This is a genomic window from Streptomyces sp. NBC_01390 (assembly GCF_045040105.1).
Lineage (GTDB): Bacteria > Actinomycetota > Actinomycetes > Streptomycetales > Streptomycetaceae > Streptomyces.
Window position 1 is genome coordinate 2,847,730 of record NZ_CP109551.1, and the last position, 24,808, is coordinate 2,872,537.

Sequence of the window (24,808 nt, forward strand, 5' to 3'; positions counted from 1 at the left end):
GGCCACGCTCCGCGCACACGCGGACACGGATCCCGTACACGAGTCACCATCACCCTGTCCGGCGCTCACCCGAAACAGTGCCCGCTCACCAGAGCTTCACTCGTTCAGCGGACCCGGGTTCTCCGGAGCGGCACGCGGAGCGTCTGAGTGCGTCGTATGCTCCTCGGACACTCGCTGCCGAGCCCTTCCGGCAACACGGCACCACCCCCGCCTGTATCCCCGGAACAACGAGCGCTCGTCAGTCCGTTGAGCAAAGATTGGTGTTTGCTTCATCGCTCAACGATGCTGGACAACGAACCCTTGACCGCAAGATCGAGACCCCCGTTCTCCTTTTGGGGGCGACGTGGCCGTTCGACTGGAGTTGCACGTGGCCGGGCTCATCGAAGACTACGCACTCATCGGGGACATGCAGACTGCCGCGCTGGTCTGCCGGGACGGCACGGTCGACTGGCTGTGCCTGCCCCGCTTCGACTCCCATGCCGTCTTCGCGGGACTGCTCGGTACCGAGGAGCACGGCTTCTGGCGCCTCGGTCCCGCGCACGCGGCGGACGCGAAACCCCCCGTGGCGGCCCGCCGCCGCTACCGGGGCGACTCGCTGATCCTCGAATCCGAGTGGGACACCCCACGCGGCACGGTCAGAGTGACCGATTTCATGCCCCCTCGCGACGGCGCCCCGCAGCTGATCCGCATCGTGGAGGGCGTCAGCGGCCGGGTGCCGATGCGCTCGGCCCTGCGCATGCGGTTCTCGTACGGCCGTGTCGTGCCCTGGGTGCACAAGCACGAGGGGCGGACGGTCGCCGTCGCGGGCCCCGACTCGGTGTGGTTCGACACCACCGCCGAGACCTACGGCAAGTCCCTGACGACGTACGCCGACTTCACGGTGGCGCCGGGTGACCGGATCGCGTTCACGATCTCCTGGGAGCCCTCGCACAAGCAGCCGCCCGCGCTGCCCGAGCCGGAGCAGTCCCTCGACGCCACCGAGGAGTTCTGGCGCGAGTGGGTCGAGCAGTGCACGTACCACGGCCCCTACCGGGAGGCCGTCGTCCGCTCGCTCATCACGCTGAAGGCCCTGACGTACGCGCCGACCGGCGGCATCGTCGCCGCGCCCACCACCTCTCTCCCGGAGGACATCGGCGGCGTACGCAACTGGGACTACCGCTACACCTGGCTGCGCGACGCGGCCATCACCCTCTCCTCCCTGCTGCGCACCGGCTACCGCGACGAGGCCCGCGCCTGGCGGGAATGGCTGCTGCGCGCGGTCGCCGGCGACCCGGAGAACCTGCAGATCATGTATGGGATCGCGGGCGAACGGGAGCTGGGCGAGGCCGAGTTGGACTGGCTGCCCGGCTACGAGAACTCGGGCCCCGTCCGGGTCGGCAACGGCGCGGCCCACCAGCTCCAGCTGGATGTGTACGGCGAGGTCACCGAGGCCCTGCACCTGGCCCACATGACGGGTCTGGCCCGCAACGACTACGCCTCCCTGCTCCAGCTGAAGCTGATCCGCTACCTGGAGCGGCACTGGGACGAGCCCGACGAGGGCATCTGGGAGGTGCGCGGCCCGCGCCGGCACTTCGTGCACTCCAAGGTCATGGCCTGGGTCGCGGTGGACCGCACGATCAAGCTCATCGAGTCCGGCGACGCGGACGGCCCGCTGGAGCAGTGGCGCGAACTGCGCGACGACATCCACCGGGACGTGTGTGAGAAGGGTTACGACAAGGAGCGCAACACCTTCACGCAGTCGTACGGCTCGAAGGAGCTGGACGCCTCCCTGCTGCTGATCCCGCAGATGGGCTTCCTGCCTCCCGACGACAAGCGCGTCATCGGCACCATCGAGGCGATCCAGCGCGAACTGTCCACCTCGGACGGCTTCATCCTGCGCTACCCGACCACAGGCGGCGAGGAGAACCTCGACGGTCTGCCGGGCGACGAGGGCGCGTTCCTGGCCTGTTCGTTCTGGATGGCGGACGACCTGGCGATGATCGGCCGGGTCGACGAGGCCCGGAAGCTCTTCGAGAAGCTCCTCGACCTCCGCAACGACCTGGGCCTGCTGGCCGAGGAGTGGGACCCGCGCCTCAAGCGCCAGGTGGGCAACTTCCCCCAGGCCTTCAGCCACGTCCCGCTCATCGACACGGCCCTGAGGCTGACGGCTTCGGGGGCGTACGGCGGCTGAACGCGCCCAATGAGCCGCACCCACCTAGTCTGGAAAGCGTACGAATGCCCCTGATCGAAAGGGGACCGTCATGGCTTCCCCGTCGAAGGCGGGCGCGGCCCTCGCCGCGCTGCGCGAGGATCTGACCGGAGACGTACTCGCCCCGGGGGATCCGGGGTACGACGACGCCCGGACCGTCTTCAACGCCATGATCGACCGGCGTCCGGCGGTGATCGCCCAGTGCGCGGACGAGGCCGACGTGGCCCGTTCCGTGCGCTTCGCCCGCGATCTGGACCTGCCGATCGCGGTGCGCGGCGGCGGCCACAGCGTGGCAGGCATGGGCCTGAACGACGCCGGTCTGGTGATCGACCTGCGCCGGATGCACGACGTGACCGTCTACCGTGCGGCGCAGTCGGTACGGGTCCAGGGCGGGGCGCTGATGAGCCACCTGGACCGGGCGACCCAGCCGTACGGGCTGTCGACCACCGGCGGCCGGGTCTCCACGACCGGCGTCGCCGGCTTCGTGCTCGGCGGCGGCAGCGGCTGGCTCGACCGGGTCCAGGGCCTCGCCGTCGACAACCTCCTCGGCGCGGACCTGGTCACCGCCGACGGCACCGCGGTCCACGCGAGCCCCGAGCAGAATCCGGACCTGTTCTGGGCCCTGCACGGCGGCGGCGGAAACTTCGGCGTCGCCACCTCGCTCACCCTGCGACTGCACGAGCTGCCCGCGTTCTCCATCGCGCTGATGCTCTATCTCCCCGAGTTCGCCGGCGAGGTCACCCGTACCTACCGCGACGTGATCCAGGCCGGACCGGTCGAGGCGAGCGGCGGGGTCATCCATCTCACCGGCCCGCCCGAGGAGTTCGTCCCGCCGCATCTGGTCGGGCACCTGCTGTGCGGGGCGCTGCTGACGTACGCGGGCACCGAGGAGGACATGCGCAAGCTCGCCGAACCGCTGCTGGCGCTGCCGCACGAGGTGGAGATCGTCACCGCGATCCCGTACGCCGACTTCCAGTGCATGCTCGACGACCCGCCCGGGATGCGGAACTACTGGTCGGCCGAGTACCTGACGGGCGCGCCCGACGAGCTGCTGGACGTCTTCTGCGCTCTCGGGGACGCGGTTCCCGTACCCACCGGAACCCAGAGCGCGCTGTTCCCGCTCGGCGGCGCCATCGCCGACGGCCCGTCCGAGTACCCCGTCCCCTACCGGGACGCCCCATGGGCCGTCCACCCCTTCGGCTGCTGGGAGGACCCCGCGGACGACGAGCGCTGCATCCAGTGGGTCCACGACGTGCGGACCCGCGTCCAGCCCTGGAGCACCGGCGCGGTCTACCTCAACTTCATCGGGGACGAGGGCGCGGAGCGCGTGATCGCGGGCCTGGGCGCCGAGAACACCCGCCGTCTGGCGTCGGTGAAGCGCCAGTACGACCCGGACAACGTGTTCCGCTTCAACCACAACATCGTTCCGGCGTAGCCGATCCGCGCGTGCCGCCGATGCGCGGATCGTCAGCTCGGCGCAGGTGCGGGTAGCGTCCGCTGCATGGACAGCCGTACGGACAGCCGTCACGAGACCCGGGGCGCCGGCATCACCGTGCGGCGGGCGCTCGACCTGCCGGGGCTGCGCAGCGGGCTGCCGGAGGTCCTGGCGGGGGCCGACCGGCTGGGGCGGACCGTGCGGTGGGTGCACGCGGGTGAGGTCCCGCACATCGCCTCGCTGCTCAAGGGCGGCGAGCTGCTCCTGACGACCGGGTACGGGCTCGGCACCCGTCCGGCCGAGCAGCGCGCGTTCGTCCGCACCCTCGCCGAGCGTGGCATCGCGGCGCTCGTAGTGGAGCTGGGCCCGCGCTTCACCCGGCTGCCCGCCGCCCTCGTGGAGACTGCCGTCGCGACCGGTCTCCCCCTGGTGCAGCTGCACCGCGAGGTGGCGTTCGTGGCCGTCACCGAGGAGATCCACACCGAGATCGTCAACGGCCACTACGCGCTGCTCCAGCGGGCCGAGGAGGTCCACCGGCGCTGCACGGAGGCCCTGCTCGGCGGTGGCGGTGTCCCGCAGGTCCTCGGCATCCTGGCGGACTTCAGCGGCAACCCGGTGTTCCTGGAGACGGCCGACGGCCAGCTCCTGTACGCCGCCGGGGCCGGCCCCGAGGGTGCCGACCCGCTCCAGGTCTGGGAGGGCCTGCGCACCCAGCACAAGGACGCGCCGCCGCCCGCCGGTTCCGTGCTCGTCGACGTCCCTGGGGGCGGGCCCGGCACCGGGTCGGTCCGCGCACGTCTGGTCCTGCTTCCCGTCCTCGAACCCCTTGCCCCCGTGCACCGTATGGCCGCCGAACGGGCCGCGGGCATCCTGGCCGTCGTCCTGATGCAGGCCCGCCAGGAGGAGGAGCTGGCGGCGCGCGGCCGGGGCGACTTCCTCACCGACCTCGCCGAGGGCCGGGTCGACGCGGAGGCCGCCCCCGCGCAGGCCCGCGTCCTCGGTTTCCGGCCCGGCGCCGGTCCGCTGCTGCCGATGGTGATGCGGCTCGGCGACACGCTGACCCCGGGCGGGGGCTGGGCGGTGCTGGCCCGCGCGGTCACCGAGGAGCTGGCGTCGGTCGGCGTGCCCGTCCTGCTGGGCGTACGGCCGGTGGAGGGACGGGTGCCGCTGCTGGTGGGCCTGCGCGCGGAGTCGGAGCGCCCGGCGGTCGCCGACCGCGTCGCGACAGCGCTGCGGGCGGGCGTGGAACGGGCCGGGATGCAACGCCCGGGCGCCCGGCCTCCGGTCGTCGTGGTCGGGGTCGCCGGCGGCTGGGCGGCGGCCTCGGCGGGGCTGCGCCATGCGGCGGAGACGGCGACGGCGGCCCAGGGTCTGCCGGACCGCCCGTGGTACGACGCCCGCCGCCTCGACATCGACCTGTTGCTGTGGCGGCTGCGCGACCACCCGGACCTGGCGGCCTTCGTGGACCGCGCGATCGGTCCGCTGAGCACCCACGACCACCGCTCCAAGCCGCCGTTGCTGCCCACCCTGGAGACGTATCTGGCCCATGCGGGCCGCAAGGCGGAGACGGCCCGCGAACTCCACCTCAACCGCCAGACGCTCTACAACCGCCTCGCACGGATCGGGGAGTTGCTGGGCACCGACCTGGACGACCCGCAGACCGTACTGGCGTTGAGCCTGGCGCTACGGGCCCGCAGACACCTGCCCTGACCCCCGGCGGGCGCCCGATCCCTCAGGGCAGCGGCCGGGGCTGTGTGAACTCGTCGTAGACACTGAGCACTTGGGCGACGGTCTCGTCCTCGGTGGGCCAGGTGGCGATCTGCCGGACGCCCTGCTCCCGGAGGAGTTCCCGGCGCTCCGGATCGTCGAGCAGCCGTACGACAGCCCTGCCAAGCGCCACCGCGTCGCCGTAGGGGACGAATTCGGCCGCGTCCCCGACCAGCTCCGGAACGCCTCCCACGGCGGTCGCGATCAGCGGCACGCGCGCGTGGAGGGCCTCCTGGGCGAGAACGGAGCGCGACTCCCAACGGCTGGGCAGCAGGGCGAGATCGGCGGCGAACAGCAGTTCGCTCACGTCGTCGCGCTGACCGATGAGCCGGACCGGCAGCCCCTCGTTCTCGATGCGGCCCTGCAACTCCGCCCGCAGCGGCCCCTCCCCCGCGATCACGAGGAGCGGCGCGGGATCGAGACCGCGCCACGCGCCGACGGCGTCCAGCAGGACGTCGTACCCCCGGTGCCGGTCGAGGGAGCCGACGGACACGAGCAACGGGCGGTCCGTGGCCCCGAGTTCGGCGCGGGTCTTGCTCCGGTCGGACTCGTCCCGCCCGACGGTCCCGCGCGGGGCGGACAGCGCCACGGCGGACAGCCGGACATCCCGGGCCCCCCGCCGCCTGGCCCGGTCCACGAGGTCGGAGGAGGTTCCCAGGACGACGGCGGCGGCCTTCACGACCCGCCGCTCCAGCACCCTCAGCAGTTGGGCGCGCGGCCCCTCGGCGTACGCCCGGTTGTGCCAGGTGACGACGAGCGGAGTGCGGCGCCCGCTGAGCGCGAGGGCGGCCCGGAAGGAGGCGTGCAGCCCGTGCGCGTGCACCAGGTCGGCGTTCGAACAGGCCGCGCGCAGCGCCGCCACCGAGCCGGGGTCGCTGCTGCGCGGGATGGGCACGTGTTCGGCACCGGCTCCCGTGAAGTCGTAGGCACTGTCTGCGTCGGAGGGGGCGCACACGATGACCCGCACGCCTCTCGCCACAAGCCCCGCGGCCAGCGAGCGCACGTGCGCGCTGCTGCCGGCGTTGCCGCCGCCGAGCACCTGCACGGTGCGCAGCGGCGACTGACCGTGCGGTGAGTGGCTGCTCGCGAGGCTCACGTGGCCGGGGGCTCCTGGTTCGGCGTCGGGCGGTCACGAAGAAAGGACACGGAGAAACGTACAGAAGGTTTGGGCGGAAGGGGTGTACCGCGCTGCTTCCTCCGGGTACGGGGGATATTCCGTACTCCTTCAAGGATGCCAGTACGTACGGGTGTTCCGAACCATGGAGGGGTGCGGCGGGTCACTCACTCGGGTGAGAGAGACCCCACTAAACGTCAACTGTTCGAATGTCAGCCGTCCGCCCGAGCCGCCGCCAGCAGTTCCTCCGCATGCGCCCGCGCCGTCTCCGAGTCCTCCTGCCCGGCCAGCATCCGGGACAGCTCCCGTACCCGCTCCTCGCCCTCCAGCACCTTCACGCCCGACCGGGTCACCGATCCGTCGTTGGTCTTCTCCACCAGCAGCTGCCGGTCGGCGAACGCGGCGACCTGCGGCAGGTGCGTCACGACGACGACCTGCGCGCTCTTCGCGAGCTTGGCCAGACGGCGCCCGATCTCCACGGCCGCCTTGCCGCCCACCCCGGCGTCCACCTCGTCGAACAGATAGGTGGGCACCGGGTCGGTCCCCGCGAACACGACCTCCACGGCCAGCATCACGCGGGACAGCTCACCCCCGGACGCCCCCTTGGCGATGGGCCGGGCGGGCGCCCCGGGGTGCGGGGCGAGGAGCAGCTCGACCTCGTCGGCGCCGGACGGCCCGTAGGCGACCGTGCGTCCGTCGACCTCGACGCCCTCGGGGTCCTCGGTCTGCCGGATGTCGAACGACACGCGCGCGTGGGGCATGGCCAGCGAGGCCAGCTCGGCGGTCACGGCGTCCGCGAACCGCGAGGCGGCCTCCGTCCGCGCGTCCGTCAACGCCTGTGCCATCCCGCTCAGTTCGCCGCGCAGTGCGTCCCGCTCGGCCGTCAGCTCGCCGATCCGCTCGTCGTCGCCGTCGAGTTCCAACAGCCGCGCGGAGCCCTCCTCGGCCCACGCCAGCACACCGGCGACATCGGAGCCGTACTTCCGGGTGAGCGCGGTGAGCGCGGCCCGGCGTTCCTCGACGGCCGCCAGCCGCAACGGATCGGCGTCCAGGTCGTCGGCGTATCCCGCCAGTTCCCCGGCGACGTCCCCGAGGAGGATGCCGACCTCGCCGATCCGGTCGGCGAGCGCGGCCAGGGCCGAGTCGTGCGACCGTACGGCCTCCAGGGCCCGGTGGGCGCCCGCGACGAGCGTGGCGGCGTCGATGCCCTCGGGGTCCTCCGGGTTGCCGGCGAGGGCGGCGTGGGCGACGGTCGCGGCCGAGGCCAGCGCCTCCGCGTGCCCGAGCCGCTCCGCCTCCTCGGCGAGCTCGGCGTCCTCACCGGCCCGCGGCTCCACGGCGGCGATCTCGTCGAGCCCGTACCGCAGCATGTCGGCTTCCTGGGCCCGTTCACGCGCGCGCGTGGTGATCTCGTCCAGCTCGCCTGCGACGGCCCGCAGCCGCCGGTAAGCCTCCCCGTACTTGGTGAGGGGCGCGGCGACCGCGTCCCCCGCGTACCGGTCGAGCGCCGCCCGCTGCCGGGACAGCTTGAGCAGCCCCTGCTGGTCGGTCTGCCCGTGCACGGCCACCAGCTCGTCGGCCAGCTCGGCCAGCACACCCACGGGCACCGAACGCCCGCCCAGATGCGCCCGGGAGCGCCCCTCGGCGGAAACGGTACGGCTGATGAGCAGCGCCCCGTCGTCCAGCTCCGCACCGGCCTCCTCGGCCCGTACGACGGCCGCCCCGCCCGGAGGCACGGTGATCCGCCCCTCCACGACGGCGTTCTTGGCCCCGATCCGCACCAGAGCCGCGTCAGCCCGCCCACCGAGCAGCAGCCCGAGGCTGGTCACGACCATGGTCTTACCCGCACCGGTCTCACCGGTCACGGCGGTAAAGCCGGGCGACAACTCGACGACCGCGTCGTCGATCACGCCGAGCGACCGTATCCGCATCTCCTCCAACACGAACACGACCATACGAGGTCAGCCACCCGATGTGCGACGCCCCCCACCTCGAATGAGAGAACCCGCAGGTAACGAATGACAACCGGCCTTCACATATCACCCAGGGGAGTGGAAGCGCCCCCATAGGGGCGCGGGGCTGTATCTCATCTGCGGCTCCGCCGCGTGGGCGCGAACAACCACAGCGCACCCGCACCCGCCAACGAGCCCAGGCCACCCCCCACAAACGGCGCTAGTGAGGAGCCCCCCGCCACCCGGAAACAGGCAACGCGAACTTCGCCACAAGCCGATCAGTGAACGAAGCATGGTGCAGCCGAGCCAACCGAACCGGCACAGCCCCCCGCCGAACCTCCACCCGCGCCCCGGGGGGCAACTCCACCGTCCGCCGCCCGTCACACCACAACACACCCGGCGGAATATGAGGCAGAACCTCCACAGCGAGCACGGAATCCGGCGAAGTCACCAACGGCTTCGCGAACAACGCGTGCGCACTGATCGGCACCATCAACAGCGCCTCCACCTCGGGCCACACCACAGGCCCACCGGCCGAGAAGGCATAGGCGGTGGACCCCGTAGGCGTCGACAGACAGATGCCGTCACACCCGAAGCCGGTGACAGGCCGCCCGTCGATCTCCAGGACGACCTCGAGCAGCTTCTCCGCCGACACCTTCTGCACGGCCGCCTCGTTCAGCGCCCAGTCGGTGTGCACGATGTTGCCGTTCCGGCTCACGACGACGTCGATGGTCATGCGTTCCTCGACCTCGTACGCCTTCGTCACCACCCGGTCGACCACCTTGTCGAGGTCGTCGCGCTCGGCCTCGGCGAGGAAGCCGACGCTACCGAGGTTGACGCCGAGCATCGGCACCCCGGACGCCCTGGCGAACTCGGCGCCGCGCAGCAGTGTGCCGTCGCCGCCCAGCACGATGAGCAGCTCGCAGCCGTCGAGGCACTGCGCCGTGGCCTCCTCGATCAGCTCCACCTCGGGCGGCAACGGCAGGTCGGCCGCCTCGGCCGCGAGCACCCGAACCCCGAGTCCGGAGCGCACCAGCCCCTGGACGACGAGTTCGGCACTTCTGATCGCGGCCGGCCGCCCGGTGTGGGCGAGCAGGAAAACAGTACGATCTCGGGTCTGAGTCAACGAGGCCCCTCCGCCACTGCACGGTCAACATCGGCCGGGTTGAGTTCAGGTGCGCCGGCCCGCAGCCACAGAAAGTACTCGACGTTCCCCGAAGGACCGGGCAGCGGGCTGGCCGTCACGCCCTGCACCCCGAGCCCCAACTGCCCTGCGCGGGTGGCGACTCCGCGTACCGCCTCGGCACGCAGTTCGGGACTGCGTACGACTCCTCCACTGCCCAGCCGTTCCTTCCCCACCTCGAACTGTGGCTTGACCATCATCACCAGGTCGGCATCGGGTGCCGCGCACCGCGCAAGGGCGGGCAGCACGAGACCGAGCGGGATGAAGGACAGATCCCCCACGACAAGATCCACTGGTTCCCCATCGATCGCTTCGAGCGTCAACTCGCGTACGTTCGTACGGTCCTTGACGGTGACGCGTTCATCGCTCTGGAGAGACCACGCAAGTTGTCCGTACCCCACGTCGACCGCGACGACGTGAGCGGCACCGGCGCGCAGCAGTACGTCGGTGAATCCGCCGGTGGACGCGCCGGCGTCCAGCGCCCGCCGTCCGCCGACCTTCAGCCCCTGCGGGACGAAGACCTCCAGGGCGCCCGCGAGCTTGTGACCGCCCCGGGAGACGTACTCGGGATCGTTGTCGTCGGTCACGACGACGATCGCGGCGGCGGTCTCCACCTGGGTGGCGGGCTTGGTCGCGACGGTCTTGCCGACGGTGACCCGCCCGGCGGCGATCAGCTGGCTCGCGTGCTCGCGCGAGCGGGCGAGCTTCCGCCGCACCAGCTCGGCGTCAAGGCGGCGGCGTGCCACTCCTGCCACGTTCGGTTCAGCTCCTATTGCCGTACGTCGATGGGGGCGCCGGAGGTCCCGGGCGGGCGTCGAGCGCGGTGAGCGTGTCGCGCAGCCCCCGGTGTACATCCTCGTACACCTCGACATGACCGTCCGTGGCGAGGTGGTCGGCGTCGCCGAGCCGGTCGAGCAGGGCGTCGACGTCGGCGTCGCCCGTGGGGGCGCGGGGGACGTCCAGCGGGGCCGGCGCGGCGGGGTCCGGCTCGGGTTCGACGGCCGCTTCCGCGACCACGCCGGGAGCCGGATCCGGAACGGGAGCCTCCGCCGGGCCCGCGGCCTGGGGCACTGAGTCGTTCATGCCCCGACGCTACCCCGAACGGCTGAGGTACCGTCGTTCGCGATGGCCACGACTGAGGAGTGCCGAAGCGCACTCGACAAGCTCTCGGACAACATGGCGGGCGCGAGCGGGGACGTACGCGAGGCGGCGGCCCTGGACCGCTCGCTGAGCTGCCGTATCACCGACCTGGACGTCACCTTCGTAGGACGTCTCCGGGGCGGCCGTATCGAGGTGCGGGACACCCTCCAGGGCCCGCCCCGGGAGAAGGCCGAGATCCGGCTCACGATGACCGGCGACGACCTGCTGGCGCTGGTCGCCGGGGAGCTGAACTTCGCGAAGGCGTGGGGCTCGGGCCGGGTGAAACTGGAGGCGGGCCTGCGCGATCTGTTCCGCCTCAGGAAGCTCCTGTAGCCACCCCGCTACGGGCCTTGCGCGCGGCCGGCACCACCAGCGGCGTCCCCGTCTCCGGATCGTCGATGACCTGGCAGCGCAGCCCGAACACCTCCTCGACCAGCCCGGCCGTGACGATGTCGCCCGGCGCGCCCTCGGCGATGACAGCGCCCTCACGCAGCGCGATCAGGTGGGTGGCGTAGCGGGCCGCGTGGTTGAGGTCGTGCAGTACGGCGACCAGGGTCCGGCCCTGTTCCTCGTGCAGCTCGGCGCAGAGGTCGAGGACGTCGATCTGGTGCTGGATGTCGAGATAGGTCGTCGGCTCGTCGAGCAGCAGCAGCGGTGTCTGCTGGGCGAGCGCCATAGCAATCCACACGCGCTGGCGCTGGCCGCCGGAGAGTTCGTCGACATAGCGGTCGGCGAGTTCGGCGACGCCGGTCGACTCCATGGACTCCCGGACGATCCGCTCGTCGTCGTGGGACCACTGGCGCAGGATGCCCTGGTGCGGGTAGCGGCCCCGGCCCACCAGATCGGCGACGGTGATCCCGTCGGGCGCGACCGACGACTGGGGCAGCAGCCCCAGGGTCCGCGCGACCTTCTTCGCGGGCATCGACTGGATGACCTGCCCGTCGAGCAGCACCCGGCCCTCACTCGGCTTCAGCATCCGCGACAGGGCCCGCAGCAACGTGGACTTGCCGCACGCGTTCGGGCCGACGATGACGGTGAAGGAGTTGTCGGGGATCTCCACCGACAACTGCTCGGCGATCACCCGCTGGTCGTAGGCGAGGGTGACGCTCTCTGCGGACAGGCGGTTCACGGTGTGGGTGCCCTTCTCGACGTCCTTGTTCACTGAGCCGCTCATTTCTGCCCGCCCGGTCGGTTCATATCCGGCCCGCCTTGCGCTCGGTGACCAGCAGCCACAGCAGATACACCCCGCCGAGCACCCCGGTGACCACACCCACGGGCAACTGGTCGGCGCCGAAGAGCCGCTGCGAGGCCCAGTCGGCCACGATCAGCAGGGTGGCGCCCATGCACATGGACGCCACCAGGTTCGAGCCTGGCGAGCGGGTCAGCCGCCGGGCGAGCTGCGGCGCGGTCAGCGCCACGAAGCCCACGGGCCCGGCGGCGGCCGTGGCAGCCGCGGTGAGCAGCACTGCGGCCAGCATCAGCACCAGTCGTACGCGCTCGACGCGCACGCCAAGGGCGTACGACACGTCGTCGCCCATCTCCGTCATCCGCAGCCCGCGTGCGTTCGCGAGCACCACGGGTACGAGGACCGCGCACAGCCACAGCAGCGGCCAGACCTGGTCCCAGCCACGCCCGTTGAGGGAGCCGGTCATCCACACCACCGCACGGGCCGCGTCGACGAGGTCGGCCTTGGTGATCAGGTAGCCGTTGACCGCCGTGACGACCGCGGAGACCCCGATGCCGACGAGCACCAGCCGGTACCCGTGCACGCCCTGCTTCCAGGCGAGCAGATAGATGGCGAGCCCGGTCACCAGCCCGCCGGCGAGGGCCCCGAGGGTGACCGCGCCGGCGCTCCCGGAGAACAGCACGATCACGACCAGCGCACCGGCTGTCGAGCCCTGACTGAGGCCGAGTACGTCCGGACTGCCCAGCGGATTGCGGGAGATGGCCTGGAACAGGGCACCGCCCAGCCCGAGCGAGGCCCCGACCAGCAGCCCGACCAGCACCCGGGGCAGCCGCAGCTGGTTGACGATGAACTCCTGGCCCGCGTTCCCGTCGCCGAACAGTGTCCTGAGGACGTCGCCGGCCGGGATCGGGAAGTCACCGGTGCCGATCAGCACCACGCTCGCGGTGAGCGCGGCTAGCAGCAGCGCCACGACGACGACCAACGCACGCACATCGAGGCGGAGGGAAAGGCCCCCAGGCATCCGTACGAAACGGCCGGCGCGGGCACCTCCTCGGCCGGGCCGGACAAGGTTGTTCTTCACAGCTGCGCCGTCCTCCGCCGTCGTACCAGAAAGATGAAGACCGGCCCGCCGATGACCGCGGTGACGATGCCGACCTGGAGTTCGGCAGGTCGGGCGACCATCCGTCCGACGACATCGGCGCCGAGCAGCAGCACAGGTGACAGGACGGTCGCGTACGGCAGGATCCAGCGCAGGTCGGGGCCGGTGAACGACCGGACGACGTGCGGGACCATCAGCCCGACGAAGACGATCGGACCGCAGGCGGCGGTCGCGGCCCCGCACAGCACGGTCGCGGCCGCCATGGACAACGCGCGGGTGCGGTTCAGGTTCGCGCCGAGGGCGCGGGCGGTGTCGTCGCCCATCGCCACGGCGTTGAGCGGCCGGGCGAGCAGCAGCGCGAGGACCGTGCCGACCACGATGAACGGCAGGACCTGCGTGATGGTGTCGTCGGTGGCCGACGCCAGCGATCCGACCGTCCAGAAGCGCATCCTGTTGAGCGCGGCGTCGTCCGTGATCATCACGGCCTGGAGATAGCCGTAGAGCGCGGCGCTGATCGCGGTGCCCGCGAGCGCGAGCCGCACGGGCGTGGCACCCCGGCTGCCGCCCAGGAACCAGACCAGCGCGCCCACGGCGGCGGCTCCGAAGAACGCGAACCAGACATAGCCCTTGAGCGAGGTGACGCCGAAGAAGGTGATGGCGGTGACGACGGCCGCCGAGGCGCCCGCGTTGATGCCGAGCAGCCCGGGATCGGCCAGCGGGTTGCGGGTCAGCGCCTGGAGAACGGCGCCGGACAGCCCGAGTGCGGCACCGGCCAGGAGGCCGAGGAGGGTGCGCGAGACCCGCTCGCCCACGACGACGTCGCCGTAGGTCCCCGAGTCCTGGAGCAGGCCGTGCCAGACCTGCTCCAGGGACAGCTCTTTCGCGCCGATCGCGATGCTCGCGAGAGCGACGAGAATCAGGATCCCCAGTGAGACGAGGAGCCCAACGGCCCGTATCGCCCAACGTTTCGAGGGCGCGGGGGCGGTCTCCGCGCGAGGTTCGGGAGGGCTGTCGACAAACACAAGGTTAGGTTAGCCTACCCTCGCTAGCGTCTCGTTGCCCGCCTCTGAGAGCGCCCCGTGCCTCCGTGCCTCACAACCCCAGCCGCGCCAGCGCCTTTCCCCCGTCCAACGCACATGTGCCGTCCCCCGCAGCCGTCCAGGCAGCCGCGCACAGCGCGCGAAGCCCGTCGAGCGCTTCCCCATCCCCTGTCAGCTCCAGGTGCTTCTCCCCCGCGGTCGCCGTCCACCCCCCGCACCGGAAACCGTCGCCCGCGTCCGTCACCTCGGGCTGCCCGGTCAGCAGCCCCCGCAGGTCGGCGTCGACATAGGTGGGCCGGTGCTGCGGCGGCGCGGCGAGCAGTTGTGCGCCGTCCGCCACGCCGGTCAGCACCAGCAGCGAGTCGACCTCCCCGTTGAACGCGCCCTCGATGTCCGTGTCCAGCCGGTCCCCGACGACCAGGGGCCGCTTCGCACCGGTCCTCAGTACGGTCTCCCTGTGCATCGGCGGCAACGGCTTGCCCGCCACCTGGGGTTCGGCCCCGGTCGCGATGCGTACGACCTCCACCGCGGCCCCGTTGCCCGGCGCGATCCCGCGTGCGCTCGGAATCGTCAGGTCGGTGTTGGACGCGAACCAGGGCACCCCGCGCGCGATGGCATAGCACGCCTCCGCGAACCGCCCCCAGGGCAACTCGGGCCCGCCGTACCCCTGCACGACAGCCACCGGCTCGTCCTCCGCCGACTCGACAGGGTCGAGCCCCCGCTCGCGCAGCGCGACCCGGAGCCCCTCGCCGCCGATCACCAGCACACGCGCGCCCGCCGGCACCTGGTCGGCGATCAACCGGGCCACGGCCTGCGCCGACGTGATGACGTCGGAGCCTTCGGTCGCTATACCGAGCTCGGTGAGGTGCTCGGCCACGGCGTCCGGGGTGCGCAACGCGTTGTTGGTGACATAGGCGAGCCGCATACCGCCGTCCCGCGCGACACCGAGCGACTCGACGGCGTGCACGATCGCGTTGCCCCCCGCGTACACCACCCCGTCGAGGTCGAGCAGCGCCGTGTCGTACGCCTCACTGAGGGTCCGCGCACTGCCTCCGGGCCGCGTCCTGACGGTCTGGCTCATTGTGCATCGCTCCTCGTTCGACCGGCTTTCCCCCGATCATCCCCCATGCCACTGACAGCCCTACGATGCACCAATGAAGACTGCAGGTCCCGCGGACGTACCGGCTCGCATGGGCCTTCAACTGACCCCTTTCCGGGGGCTGCGCTACGACCCCGACCGGGTCGGCAGCCTGGCCGCCGTGACCTCTCCGCCGTACGACGTCATCGTGCGCCCGGACGGCCTGATACACCTCGAATCGGCCGACCCGCACAACATCGTCCGGCTGATCCTCCCCCAGGCGGCGACCCCGTCGATACGCAACGAACAGGCGGCGGACACCCTGGACGACTGGCTCGCCGAGGGCATCCTGACCGCCGACCCCGAACCCGCCCTGTACGTCTACGAGCAGCGTGACACGACGGGTCACCTCCAACGCGGGGTCATCGGCGCCCTGCGCCTGTCGGAGCCGTCGGAAGGCGTCGTACTGCCGCACGAGGACGTCATGCCGCACGTCGTGGCGGACCGCGCGGCCCTGATGCGGGCCACCACCGCGAACCTCGAACCGCTCCTCCTCACCTACCGGAGCGACGACTCGGCCGCCGCGTCGCCGCACACCACGAGCGCTGTGGTCGAACGCGCGGCCGACCGCCCCCCGCTGCTCTCGACGACCACGGAGGACGGTTTCGGCCATCGTCTGTGGGCGGTCACCGACCCCGCCGAACTCGCCGGGATCCAGGCGGACCTGGCACATCACCAGGCCCTCATCGCCGACGGTCACCACCGCTGGGCGACGTATCTGCGTCTACGCGCGGAGCATCCGTCCCCCAGCCCCTGGGACCACGGTCTGGTACTCCTCGTGAACACCCTCCGCTACCCCCTACGGGTCCGGGCGATCCACCGCCTGTTGCACCGCCTCCCCGTCTCCGAGGCCCTGGCGGCCCTGGAGGGCCGTTTCCGGGTACGTCATCTGGCTGTCCCGCTCGCCGAGGCGCTCACGGCCCTCGCGGAGGCGGCCACCGCGGGCAACGCCTTCCTCCTGGCCGGCGACGGCGCCTTCCACCTCGTGGACCACCCGGACGAGGCCCTTCTGGCCCGTACGGTCCCGGCCGGCCACCCACAGGCCTGGCGCACCCTGGACGCGACGGTCCTGCACGCCACACTCCTCGACCACGTCTGGCACATCCCCGAGGACTCCCCGGCGCACATCGCGTACATCCACGACACTGCGGCGACGGTGGAGAAGGCGGAGCAGGACGGCGGTACGGCCGTCCTGATGCACCCGGTCCGCGAGGAGGTCGTACGCGACCTGGCCCGCCAGGGCGTCACGATGCCCCGCAAGTCGACGTCCTTCGGCCCCAAGCCGGCCTCCGGCCTGGTCCTGCGCAGCCTGGTGCACTGAAACGCAGAAGGGCGGGACCCCTGACCGGGATCCCGCCCTTCAACTCAACCGACTACTTCGGATCAGCGCTTGTCGTCCTCGACGTCGTCCGAAACCACGTCGTCACTGACATCAATGTCGTCACTGGCATCGATGCTGTCGGGGTCGTCGATGTCGTCGTCGGCCGAAGCCGCTTCCACAACCTCGGTCGAGGCGGCGGACTCGATCTCGACGGACTCGACGCCCTTGTCGGGCTCGTCCCCGTCCTCGTCCGTGTCCTCGTCGGTGTCCTCGCTCTCGTCGAAGGCGTCGACGAACTCCACACCGTCCAGCTCGGCGAGGCGATCCGAGGCGTCCGTGCTGCCGTCCTTGTCGGACTCGACGGCCTTGGCGAACCACTCGCGTGCCTCGTCCTCACGCCCGGCCGCCAGCAGCGCGTCGGCGTAGGCATACCGCAGGCGCGCGGTCCACGGCTGTACGGAGTTGGAGGCCAGCTCGGGACTCTGCAGTGTCACGATGGCCGCGTCGAGCTGATCCATGTCACGCCGAGCGCCGGCCGCGACGAGCCGCATCTCGACCTGCCCGGCCTTGTCCAGCTTGTGCACCTCGGGCGCCCCGGCCATGTCGAGCGCCTTCTCGGGCCGCCCGAGCCCACGCTCGCAGTCGGCCATGACGGGCCACAGGTCGACGTTCCCCGTCATCCGCCGAGCCGCACGGAACTCGGCCAGCGCCTCGCTGTACTTCTGGTTCGCGTACGCGGCGAACCCGGCCGCCTCTCGTACGGCGGCCACACGCGAGGCCAGCCGCAGGGCCACCCGCGAGTACCCGTAAGCACCCTCGGGGTCCTCGTCGATGAGCTTGGCGACCATCACCAGGTTCTTGGAGACCTCCTCGGCCAGCCCCTTGGGCAGGCTCATCAGCTCCTGGCGTACGTCCTTGTCGATCTCGTCGCCCGTGACGTCCTCGTCGATCGGCAGCCGCTTGATCGGCTCCCGGTCCCGGTCACGCTCGTCCCGGAACCCACCGCCCCGCCGGTCGTCGCCCCGGCTGTCGTCACGTCCCCGGTAACCGCCGCCGCCACCGGGCCGACCTCCACGGTCGTCCCGCCCACGGAAGCCACCGCCGGTGGGACGGCCACCGCGGTCGTCACTCCGACCACGGAACCCACCACGGTCATCGTCACGCCGCGCGAAACCGCCACGGTCGCCACCACCACGGTTGTCGTCCCGGCGGAAGCCACCTCGGTCGCCGCGGTTGTCGTCACGCCCACGGAACCCGCCGCCACCGGCGGAGCTACCACCGCGGTCGTCGTCGCGCCGAGCGAAGCCGCCACGGTTGTCATCGCGACGGAACCCGCCCCCGCCGCCACTGGCGGGACGGCCACCACGGTCATCCTGACGATCGTCACGCCGCGCAAAGCCACCGCCGGTGGGACGGCCTCCACGGTCGTCACTCCGACCACGGAACCCACCACGGTCATCGTCACGCCGCGCGAAACCGCCACGGTCGCCACCACCACGGTTGTCATCCCGACGGAAAGCGGGACGGTCCCCCCGATCGTCACGACGGGGCCCCGCCGGCCGGTCGTCCCGCCCACGGAAGCCACCACTGGCGGGACGGTCACCGCGGTCGTCGCTACGACCACGGAACCCGCCACGGTCGTCGTCGCGACGGAACCCACCACGGTCACCGCGGTCGTCGTCACGACGGAACCCACCACCGCCGCCACCGGCGGGACGGCCACCACGGTCATCCTGACGATCGTCACGCCGCGCAAAGCCACCACCAGCGGGACGGCCACCGCGATCGTCACTCCGACCACGGAACCCACCACGGTCGTCGTCGCGACGGAACCCACCACGGTCACCGCGGTCGTCGTCACGACGGAACCCACCACCGCCGCCACCGGCGGGACGGCCACCACGGTCATCCTGACGATCGTCACGCCGCGCAAAGCCACCACCAGCGGGACGGCCACCGCGATCGTCACTCCGACCACGGAACCCACCACGGTCGTCGTCGCGACGGAACCCACCACGGTCACCGCGGTCGTCGTCACGACGGAACCCACCACCGCCGCCACCGGCGGGACGGCCACCACGGTCATCCTGACGATCGTCACGCCGCGCAAAGCCACCACCGGCAGGACGGCCTCCACGGTCGTCACTCCGACCACGGAACCCACCACGGTCATCGTCACGCCGCGCGAAACCGCCACGGTCGCCACCACCACGGTTGTCATCCCGACGGAAAGCGGGACGGTCCCCCCGATCGTCACGACGAGGTCCCGCCGGACGGTCCGAGCGCTCCGGCCGGTCCGAACGGTTGTCACGCTGGAAAGCGGGACGTGCCCCGCGATCTCCGTCACGGCGGTCGTCGCGGCGCGGAGCACCGCCACGCTCACCACGGTTGTCGTCGCGGCGGAAACCTCCGCCGGAGGGCCGGTCACCCCGGTCGTCACGTCGGGGGGCCGCCGGCCGGTCCTCACGGCGACCGTAACCACCGGCGGGTCGGCCACCGCGGTCGGAAGAACCGCTGCGGTCGTCACGGCGATCGTTGTCGCGGCGTGGCGCCCCTCGGTATCCGCCACGGTCGCCGCGGTCACCACTGTCCCGGCGGCGCTGGTCGCGCTCCGGGCGCTCGTCGGGAGAGTTGGTGGACATGATGGGTGACTCCTGTCTTCGGTACCGCAAGTCATTCTCGCGCAGCCGACTAGCCGGCGCGCTCCGGGCTGTGTGCTTGCCTTAAAAACAAAAGGACCCCTGGTCCCAGCGTGAACGCTGGGACCAGGGGTCCTCCAAAGATTGTTCGGCGGCGTCCTACTCTCCCACAGGGTCCCCCCTGCAGTACCATCGGCGCTGAAAGGCTTAGCTTCCGGGTTCGGAATGTAACCGGGCGTTTCCCTCACGCTATGACCACCGAAACCCTATTGGTTTCGAGCGAACAAGCACACTTTTCAGTTAGATGTTCCAGCTCAAAAGCCGACAACTGTTCGTTGTCTCAGAACTAACACAGTGGACGCGAGCAACTGAGGACAAGCCCTCGGCCTATTAGTACCAGTCACCTCCACCCGTTACCGGGCTTCCAGATCTGGCCTATCAACCCAGTCGTCTACTGGGAGCCTTAACCCCTCAAAGGGGGTGGGAACACTCATCTCGAAGCAGGCTTCCCGCTTAGATGCTTTCAGCGGTTATCCCTCCCGAACGTAGCCAACCAGCCATGCCCTTGGCAGGACAACTGGCACACCAGAGGTTCGTCCGTCCCGGTCCTCTCGTACTAGGGACAGCCCTTCTCAATGTTCCTGCGCGCGCAGCGGATAGGGACCGAACTGTCTCACGACGTTCTAAACCCAGCTCGCGTACCGCTTTAATGGGCGAACAGCCCAACCCTTGGGACCGACTCCAGCCCCAGGATGCGACGAGCCGACATCGAGGTGCCAAACCATCCCGTCGATATGGACTCTTGGGGAAGATCAGCCTGTTATCCCCGGGGTACCTTTTATCCGTTGAGCGACGGCGCTTCCACAAGCCACCGCCGGATCACTAGTCCCGACTTTCGTCCCTGCTCGACCCGTCGGTCTCACAGTCAAGCTCCCTTGTGCACTTACACTCAACACCTGATTGCCAACCAGGCTGAGGGAACCTTTGGGCGCCTCCGTTACTCTTTAGGAGGCAACCGCCCCAGTTAAACTACCCATCAGACACTGTCCCTGATCCGGATCACGGACCCAGGTTAGACATCCAGCACGACCAGACTGGTATTTCAACGACGACTCCACAGACACTGGCGTGCCCACTTCACAGTCTCCCAGCTATCCTACACAAGCCGAACCGAACACCAATATCAAACTATAGTAAAGGTCCCGGGGTCTTTCCGTCCTGCTGCGCGAAACGAGCATCTTTACTCGTAGTGCAATTTCACCGGGCCTATGGTTGAGACAGTCGAGAAGTCGTTACGCCATTCGTGCAGGTCGGAACTTACCCGACAAGGAATTTCGCTACCTTAGGATGGTTATAGTTACCACCGCCGTTTACTGGCGCTTAAGTTCTCAGCTTCGCCACACCGAAATGTGACTAACCGGTCCCCTTAACGTTCCAGCACCGGGCAGGCGTCAGTCCGTATACATCGCCTTACGGCTTCGCACGGACCTGTGTTTTTAGTAAACAGTCGCTTCTCGCTGGTCTCTGCGGCCACCCCCAGCTCGGAAAGCAAGTTTCCTCACCGGTGATGGCCCCCCTTCTCCCGAAGTTACGGGGGCATTTTGCCGAGTTCCTTAACCATAGTTCACCCGAACGCCTCGGTATTCTCTACCTGACCACCTGAGTCGGTTTAGGGTACGGGCCGCCATGAAACTCGCTAGAGGCTTTTCTCGACAGCATAGGATCATCCACTTCACCACAATCGGCTCGGCATCAGGTCTCAGCCCTAGTGTGCGACGGATTTGCCTATCGCACGGCCTACACCCTTACCCCGGGACAACCACCGCCCGGGATGGACTACCTTCCTGCGTCACCCCATCACTCACCTACTGCAGGTCTGGTCCGTCGGCTCCACCACTCCCCCTTGCCCGAAGGCTCCGGGGCGGCTTCACGGACTTAGCATCGCCTGGTTCAATGTTTGACGCTTCACAGCGGGTACCGGAATATCAACCGGTTATCCATCGACTACGCCTGTCGGCCTCGCCTTAGGTCCCGACTTACCCTGGGCAGATCAGCTTGACCCAGGAACCCTTAGTCAATCGGCGCACACGTTTCCCACGTGTGTATCGCTACTCATGCCTGCATTCTCACTCGTGAACCGTCCACCACTAGCTTCCGCTGCAGCTTCACCCGGCACACGACGCTCCCCTACCCATCCCAGCAGGCGTTGGCCCTATTGCTGGAATGACACGACTTCGGCGGTACGCTTGAGCCCCGCTACATTGTCGGCGCGGAATCACTAGACCAGTGAGCTATTACGCACTCTTTCAAGGGTGGCTGCTTCTAAGCCAACCTCCTGGTTGTCTGTGCGACTCCACATCCTTTCCCACTTAGCGTACGCTTAGGGGCCTTAGTCGATGCTCTGGGCTGTTTCCCTCTCGACCATGGAGCTTATCCCCCACAGTCTCACTGCCGTGCTCTCACTTACCGGCATTCGGAGTTTGGCTAAGGTCAGTAACCCGGTAGGGCCCATCGCCTATCCAGTGCTCTACCTCCGGCAAGAAACACACGACGCTGCACCTAAATGCATTTCGGGGAGAACCAGCTATCACGGAGTTTGATTGGCCTTTCACCCCTAACCACAGGTCATCCCCCAGGTTTTCAACCCTGGTGGGTTCGGTCCTCCACGAAGTCTTACCTCCGCTTCAACCTGCCCATGGCTAGATCACTCCGCTTCGGGTCTTGAGCGCGCTACTGAATCGCCCTATTCGGACTCGCTTTCGCTACGGCTTCCCCACACGGGTTAACCTCGCAACACACCGCAAACTCGCAGGCTCATTCTTCAAAAGGCACGCAGTCACGACGCACCAAGTAAACTTGGCGCGCGACGCTCCCACGGCTTGTAGGCACACGGTTTCAGGTACTATTTCACTCCGCTCCCGCGGTACTTTTCACCATTCCCTCACGGTACTATCCGCTATCGGTCACCAGGGAATATTTAGGCTTAACGGGTGGTCCCGCCAGATTCACACGGGATTTCTCGGGCCCCGTGCTACTTGGGTGTCTCTCAAACGAGCCGTTGATGTTTCGACTACGGGGGTCTTACCCTCTACGCCGGACCTTTCGCATGTCCTTCGCCTACACCAACGGTTTCTGACTCGCCTCACAGCCGGCAGACTGTGAAAGAGAGATCCCACAACCCCGCACACGCAACCCCTGCCGGGTCTCACACGTATACGGTTTGGCCTCATCCGGTTTCGCTCGCCACTACTCCCGGAATCACGGTTGTTTTCTCTTCCTGCGGGTACTGAGATGTTTCACTTCCCCGCGTTCCCTCCACACACCCTATGTGTTCAGATGTGGGTGACAGCCCATGACGACTGCCGGGTTTCCCCATTCGGAAACCCCCGGATCAAAGCCTGGTTGACGACTCCCCGGGGACTATCGTGGCCTCCCACGTCCTTCATCGGTTCCTGGTGCCAAGGCATCCACCGTGCGCCCTTAAAAACTTGGCCACAGATGCTCGCGTCCACTGTGCAGTTCTCAAACAACGACCAACCACCCACCACCCCACCCACACGGGCGAGTTCACTGGGGCCGAGCACTGAAGGCGACCGTTTCCGGCCGTACCCTCAGACACCCAACAGCGTGCCCGACACCCCCGCCCCCCAGATCAGCTTTCCACGCCCCCCAAAAGGGGACAGTACTTGCAGCCTGAGACGACCGACGGTGCCGAATAATCAACGTTCCACCCATGAGCAACCACCGTCGAACGTATGCCGACGTAATGGTCCTGGACCACCAGACAATGTCTAGCGGCCTAGATGCTCCTTAGAAAGGAGGTGATCCAGCCGCACCTTCCGGTACGGCTACCTTGTTACGACTTCGTCCCAATCGCCAGTCCCACCTTCGACAGCTCCCTCCCCGTAAGGGGTTGGGCCACCGGCTTCGGGTGTTACCGACTTTCGTGACGTGACGGGCGGTGTGTACAAGGCCCGGGAACGTATTCACCGCAGCAATGCTGATCTGCGATTACTAGCAACTCCGACTTCATGGGGTCGAGTTGCAGACCCCAATCCGAACTGAGACCGGCTTTTTGAGATTCGCTCCGCCTCACGGCATCGCAGCTCATTGTACCGGCCATTGTAGCACGTGTGCAGCCCAAGACATAAGGGGCATGATGACTTGACGTCGTCCCCACCTTCCTCCGAGTTGACCCCGGCAGTCTCCTGTGAGTCCCCATCACCCCGAAGGGCATGCTGGCAACACAGAACAAGGGTTGCGCTCGTTGCGGGACTTAACCCAACATCTCACGACACGAGCTGACGACAGCCATGCACCACCTGTACACCGACCACAAGGGGGCACCCATCTCTGGATGTTTCCGGTGTATGTCAAGCCTTGGTAAGGTTCTTCGCGTTGCGTCGAATTAAGCCACATGCTCCGCTGCTTGTGCGGGCCCCCGTCAATTCCTTTGAGTTTTAGCCTTGCGGCCGTACTCCCCAGGCGGGGAACTTAATGCGTTAGCTGCGGCACCGACGACGTGGAATGTCGCCAACACCTAGTTCCCACCGTTTACGGCGTGGACTACCAGGGTATCTAATCCTGTTCGCTCCCCACGCTTTCGCTCCTCAGCGTCAGTAATGGCCCAGAGATCCGCCTTCGCCACCGGTGTTCCTCCTGATATCTGCGCATTTCACCGCTACACCAGGAATTCCGATCTCCCCTACCACACTCTAGTCTGCCCGTATCGAATGCAGACCCGGGGTTAAGCCCCGGGCTTTCACATCCGACGCGACAGACCGCCTACGAGCTCTTTACGCCCAATAATTCCGGACAACGCTTGCGCCCTACGTATTACCGCGGCTGCTGGCACGTAGTTAGCCGGCGCTTCTTCTGCAGGTACCGTCACTTGCGCTTCTTCCCTGCTGAAAGAGGTTTACAACCCGAAGGCCGTCATCCCTCACGCGGCGTCGCTGCATCAGGCTTTCGCCCATTGTGCAATATTCCCCACTGCTGCCTCCCGTAGGAGTCTGGGCCGTGTCTCAGTCCCAGTGTGGCCGGTCGCCCTCTCAGGCCGGCTACCCGTCGTCGCCTTGGTGAGCCACTACCTCACCAACAAGCTGATAGGCCGCGGGCTCATCCTGCACCGCCGGAGCTTTGAACCCACCCCCATGCGAGGGAAGGTATTATCCGGTATTAGACCCCGTTTCCAGGGCTTGTCCCAGAGTGCAGGGCAGATTGCCCACGTGTTACTCACCCGTTCGCCACTAATCCACCCCGAAAGGCTTCATCGTTCGACTTGCATGTGTTAAGCACGCCGCCAGCGTTCGTCCTGAGCCAGGATCAAACTCTCCGTGAATGTTTACCGGATATCCGGTGCACACACACGAGAGCGGAACAGTCAAGCGGAATAAGCCCGACCGTTCACAGCGTCCTCGCTGTGTTTGTGTTACTTCAAAGGAACCTCGAACTCACAGAACATTCCGTGAGCCGGGGTATCAACAAATCTGGCGTTGATTTTTGGCACGCTGTTGAGTTCTCAAGGAACGGACGCTTCCTTCGTACTCACCCAAGAGACTCTCTCAGGCTTTCCTCCGGGCAGTTTCCCTTCGGTCCTACTGTTT

General features: G+C 68.5%; 15 protein-coding genes, 3 rRNA genes and 1 pseudogene. 5 read left to right on the top strand and 14 right to left on the bottom strand.

Features of this window, described 5'->3' with window-relative positions; genetic code table 11:
- Positions 1–367 precede the first annotated feature (367 nt).
- The 3 genes from OG241_RS12655 (at position 368) to OG241_RS12665 (ending at position 5,333) form a co-directional block, all read left to right on the top strand.
- Complete coding sequence (locus OG241_RS12655; protein ID WP_405826173.1) at positions 368–2,170, top strand: glycoside hydrolase family 15 protein; 1,803 nt, start codon at positions 368–370, stop codon at positions 2,168–2,170.
- Between the two features lie 70 nt (positions 2,171–2,240).
- Entirely contained in the window at positions 2,241–3,623 is a 1,383-nt protein-coding gene (locus OG241_RS12660; protein WP_405815362.1) for an FAD-binding oxidoreductase, read from the top strand.
- A gap of 66 nt (positions 3,624–3,689) precedes the next feature.
- Positions 3,690–5,333: a PucR family transcriptional regulator gene (locus OG241_RS12665; protein ID WP_405815363.1), complete on the top strand. Its 1,644-nt coding sequence runs from the start codon at positions 3,690–3,692 to the stop codon at positions 5,331–5,333.
- Positions 5,334–5,355: 22 nt separating this feature from the next.
- Here the strand turns inward: OG241_RS12665 and OG241_RS12670 are convergent, their stop codons facing one another.
- The 5 genes from OG241_RS12670 to OG241_RS12690 form a co-directional block, all read right to left on the bottom strand.
- Positions 5,356–6,486 (bottom strand): glycosyltransferase family 4 protein, encoded by a 1,131-nt coding sequence (locus tag OG241_RS12670; RefSeq protein ID WP_405815364.1) that lies wholly within the window; start codon positions 6,484–6,486, stop codon positions 5,356–5,358.
- A gap of 230 nt (positions 6,487–6,716) precedes the next feature.
- Complete coding sequence (gene recN / locus OG241_RS12675; RefSeq protein ID WP_405815365.1) at positions 6,717–8,459, bottom strand: DNA repair protein RecN; 1,743 nt, start codon at positions 8,457–8,459, stop codon at positions 6,717–6,719.
- Positions 8,460–8,676: 217 nt separating this feature from the next.
- Complete coding sequence (locus tag OG241_RS12680; protein ID WP_405815366.1) at positions 8,677–9,582, bottom strand: NAD kinase; 906 nt, start codon at positions 9,580–9,582, stop codon at positions 8,677–8,679.
- Positions 9,579–10,394, bottom strand: coding sequence for a TlyA family RNA methyltransferase (locus OG241_RS12685; RefSeq protein ID WP_319098552.1), 816 nt, complete (start codon positions 10,392–10,394; stop codon positions 9,579–9,581). Before OG241_RS12685 ends, OG241_RS12680 begins: the two co-directional genes overlap by 4 nt.
- A 7-nt stretch (positions 10,395–10,401) precedes the next feature.
- Positions 10,402–10,722 (bottom strand): hypothetical protein, encoded by a 321-nt coding sequence (locus tag OG241_RS12690; RefSeq protein ID WP_405815367.1) that lies wholly within the window; start codon positions 10,720–10,722, stop codon positions 10,402–10,404.
- Between the two features lie 42 nt (positions 10,723–10,764).
- Here OG241_RS12690 and OG241_RS12695 point away from each other — a divergent pair, with 42 nt between their 5' ends.
- Positions 10,765–11,112 (top strand): alkyl sulfatase C-terminal domain-containing protein, encoded by a 348-nt coding sequence (locus OG241_RS12695; protein ID WP_405815368.1) that lies wholly within the window; start codon positions 10,765–10,767, stop codon positions 11,110–11,112.
- Here OG241_RS12695 and OG241_RS12700 read toward each other — a convergent pair.
- The 4 genes from OG241_RS12700 to OG241_RS12715 all read right to left on the bottom strand — a co-directional run bounded on the left by OG241_RS12700 (position 11,096) and on the right by OG241_RS12715 (position 15,185).
- Positions 11,096–11,953: an ABC transporter ATP-binding protein gene (locus OG241_RS12700; protein ID WP_405815369.1), complete on the bottom strand. Its 858-nt coding sequence runs from the start codon at positions 11,951–11,953 to the stop codon at positions 11,096–11,098. The genes OG241_RS12695 and OG241_RS12700 overlap by 17 nt on opposite strands.
- A 19-nt stretch (positions 11,954–11,972) precedes the next feature.
- The gene (locus tag OG241_RS12705) at positions 11,973–12,986 is read right to left on the bottom strand and encodes a FecCD family ABC transporter permease (protein WP_405826175.1); all 1,014 of its coding nucleotides are present in this window, start codon (positions 12,984–12,986) and stop codon (positions 11,973–11,975) included.
- 56 nt (positions 12,987–13,042) lie between these two features.
- Positions 13,043–14,086, bottom strand: coding sequence for a FecCD family ABC transporter permease (locus tag OG241_RS12710; protein WP_405815370.1), 1,044 nt, complete (start codon positions 14,084–14,086; stop codon positions 13,043–13,045).
- Positions 14,087–14,156: 70 nt separating this feature from the next.
- Positions 14,157–15,185: an HAD hydrolase-like protein gene (locus OG241_RS12715; RefSeq protein ID WP_405815371.1), complete on the bottom strand. Its 1,029-nt coding sequence runs from the start codon at positions 15,183–15,185 to the stop codon at positions 14,157–14,159.
- A gap of 73 nt (positions 15,186–15,258) precedes the next feature.
- Here OG241_RS12715 and OG241_RS12720 point away from each other — a divergent pair, with 73 nt between their 5' ends.
- The gene (locus tag OG241_RS12720; RefSeq protein ID WP_405815372.1) at positions 15,259–16,563 is read left to right on the top strand and encodes a DUF1015 domain-containing protein; all 1,305 of its coding nucleotides are present in this window, start codon (positions 15,259–15,261) and stop codon (positions 16,561–16,563) included.
- A 62-nt stretch (positions 16,564–16,625) separates the two neighbouring features.
- Here the strand turns inward: OG241_RS12720 and OG241_RS12725 are convergent, their stop codons facing one another.
- The 5 genes and pseudogenes from OG241_RS12725 to OG241_RS12745 form a co-directional block, all read right to left on the bottom strand.
- Positions 16,626–17,459 (bottom strand): hypothetical protein, encoded by an 834-nt coding sequence (locus tag OG241_RS12725; protein ID WP_405826177.1) that lies wholly within the window; start codon positions 17,457–17,459, stop codon positions 16,626–16,628.
- A 480-nt stretch (positions 17,460–17,939) separates the two neighbouring features.
- Positions 17,940–18,668, bottom strand: a pseudogene (locus OG241_RS12730) (tetratricopeptide repeat protein); the annotation flags it as partial.
- Positions 18,669–19,348: 680 nt separating this feature from the next.
- A 5S ribosomal RNA gene (rrf, locus tag OG241_RS12735) occupies positions 19,349–19,465 on the bottom strand.
- Between the two features lie 107 nt (positions 19,466–19,572).
- Positions 19,573–22,696 (bottom strand): 23S ribosomal RNA (locus OG241_RS12740).
- Between the two features lie 320 nt (positions 22,697–23,016).
- A 16S ribosomal RNA gene (locus tag OG241_RS12745) occupies positions 23,017–24,543 on the bottom strand.
- Together the 16S, 23S and 5S rRNA genes form the textbook arrangement of a ribosomal RNA operon.
- Positions 24,544–24,808 lie beyond the last annotated feature (265 nt).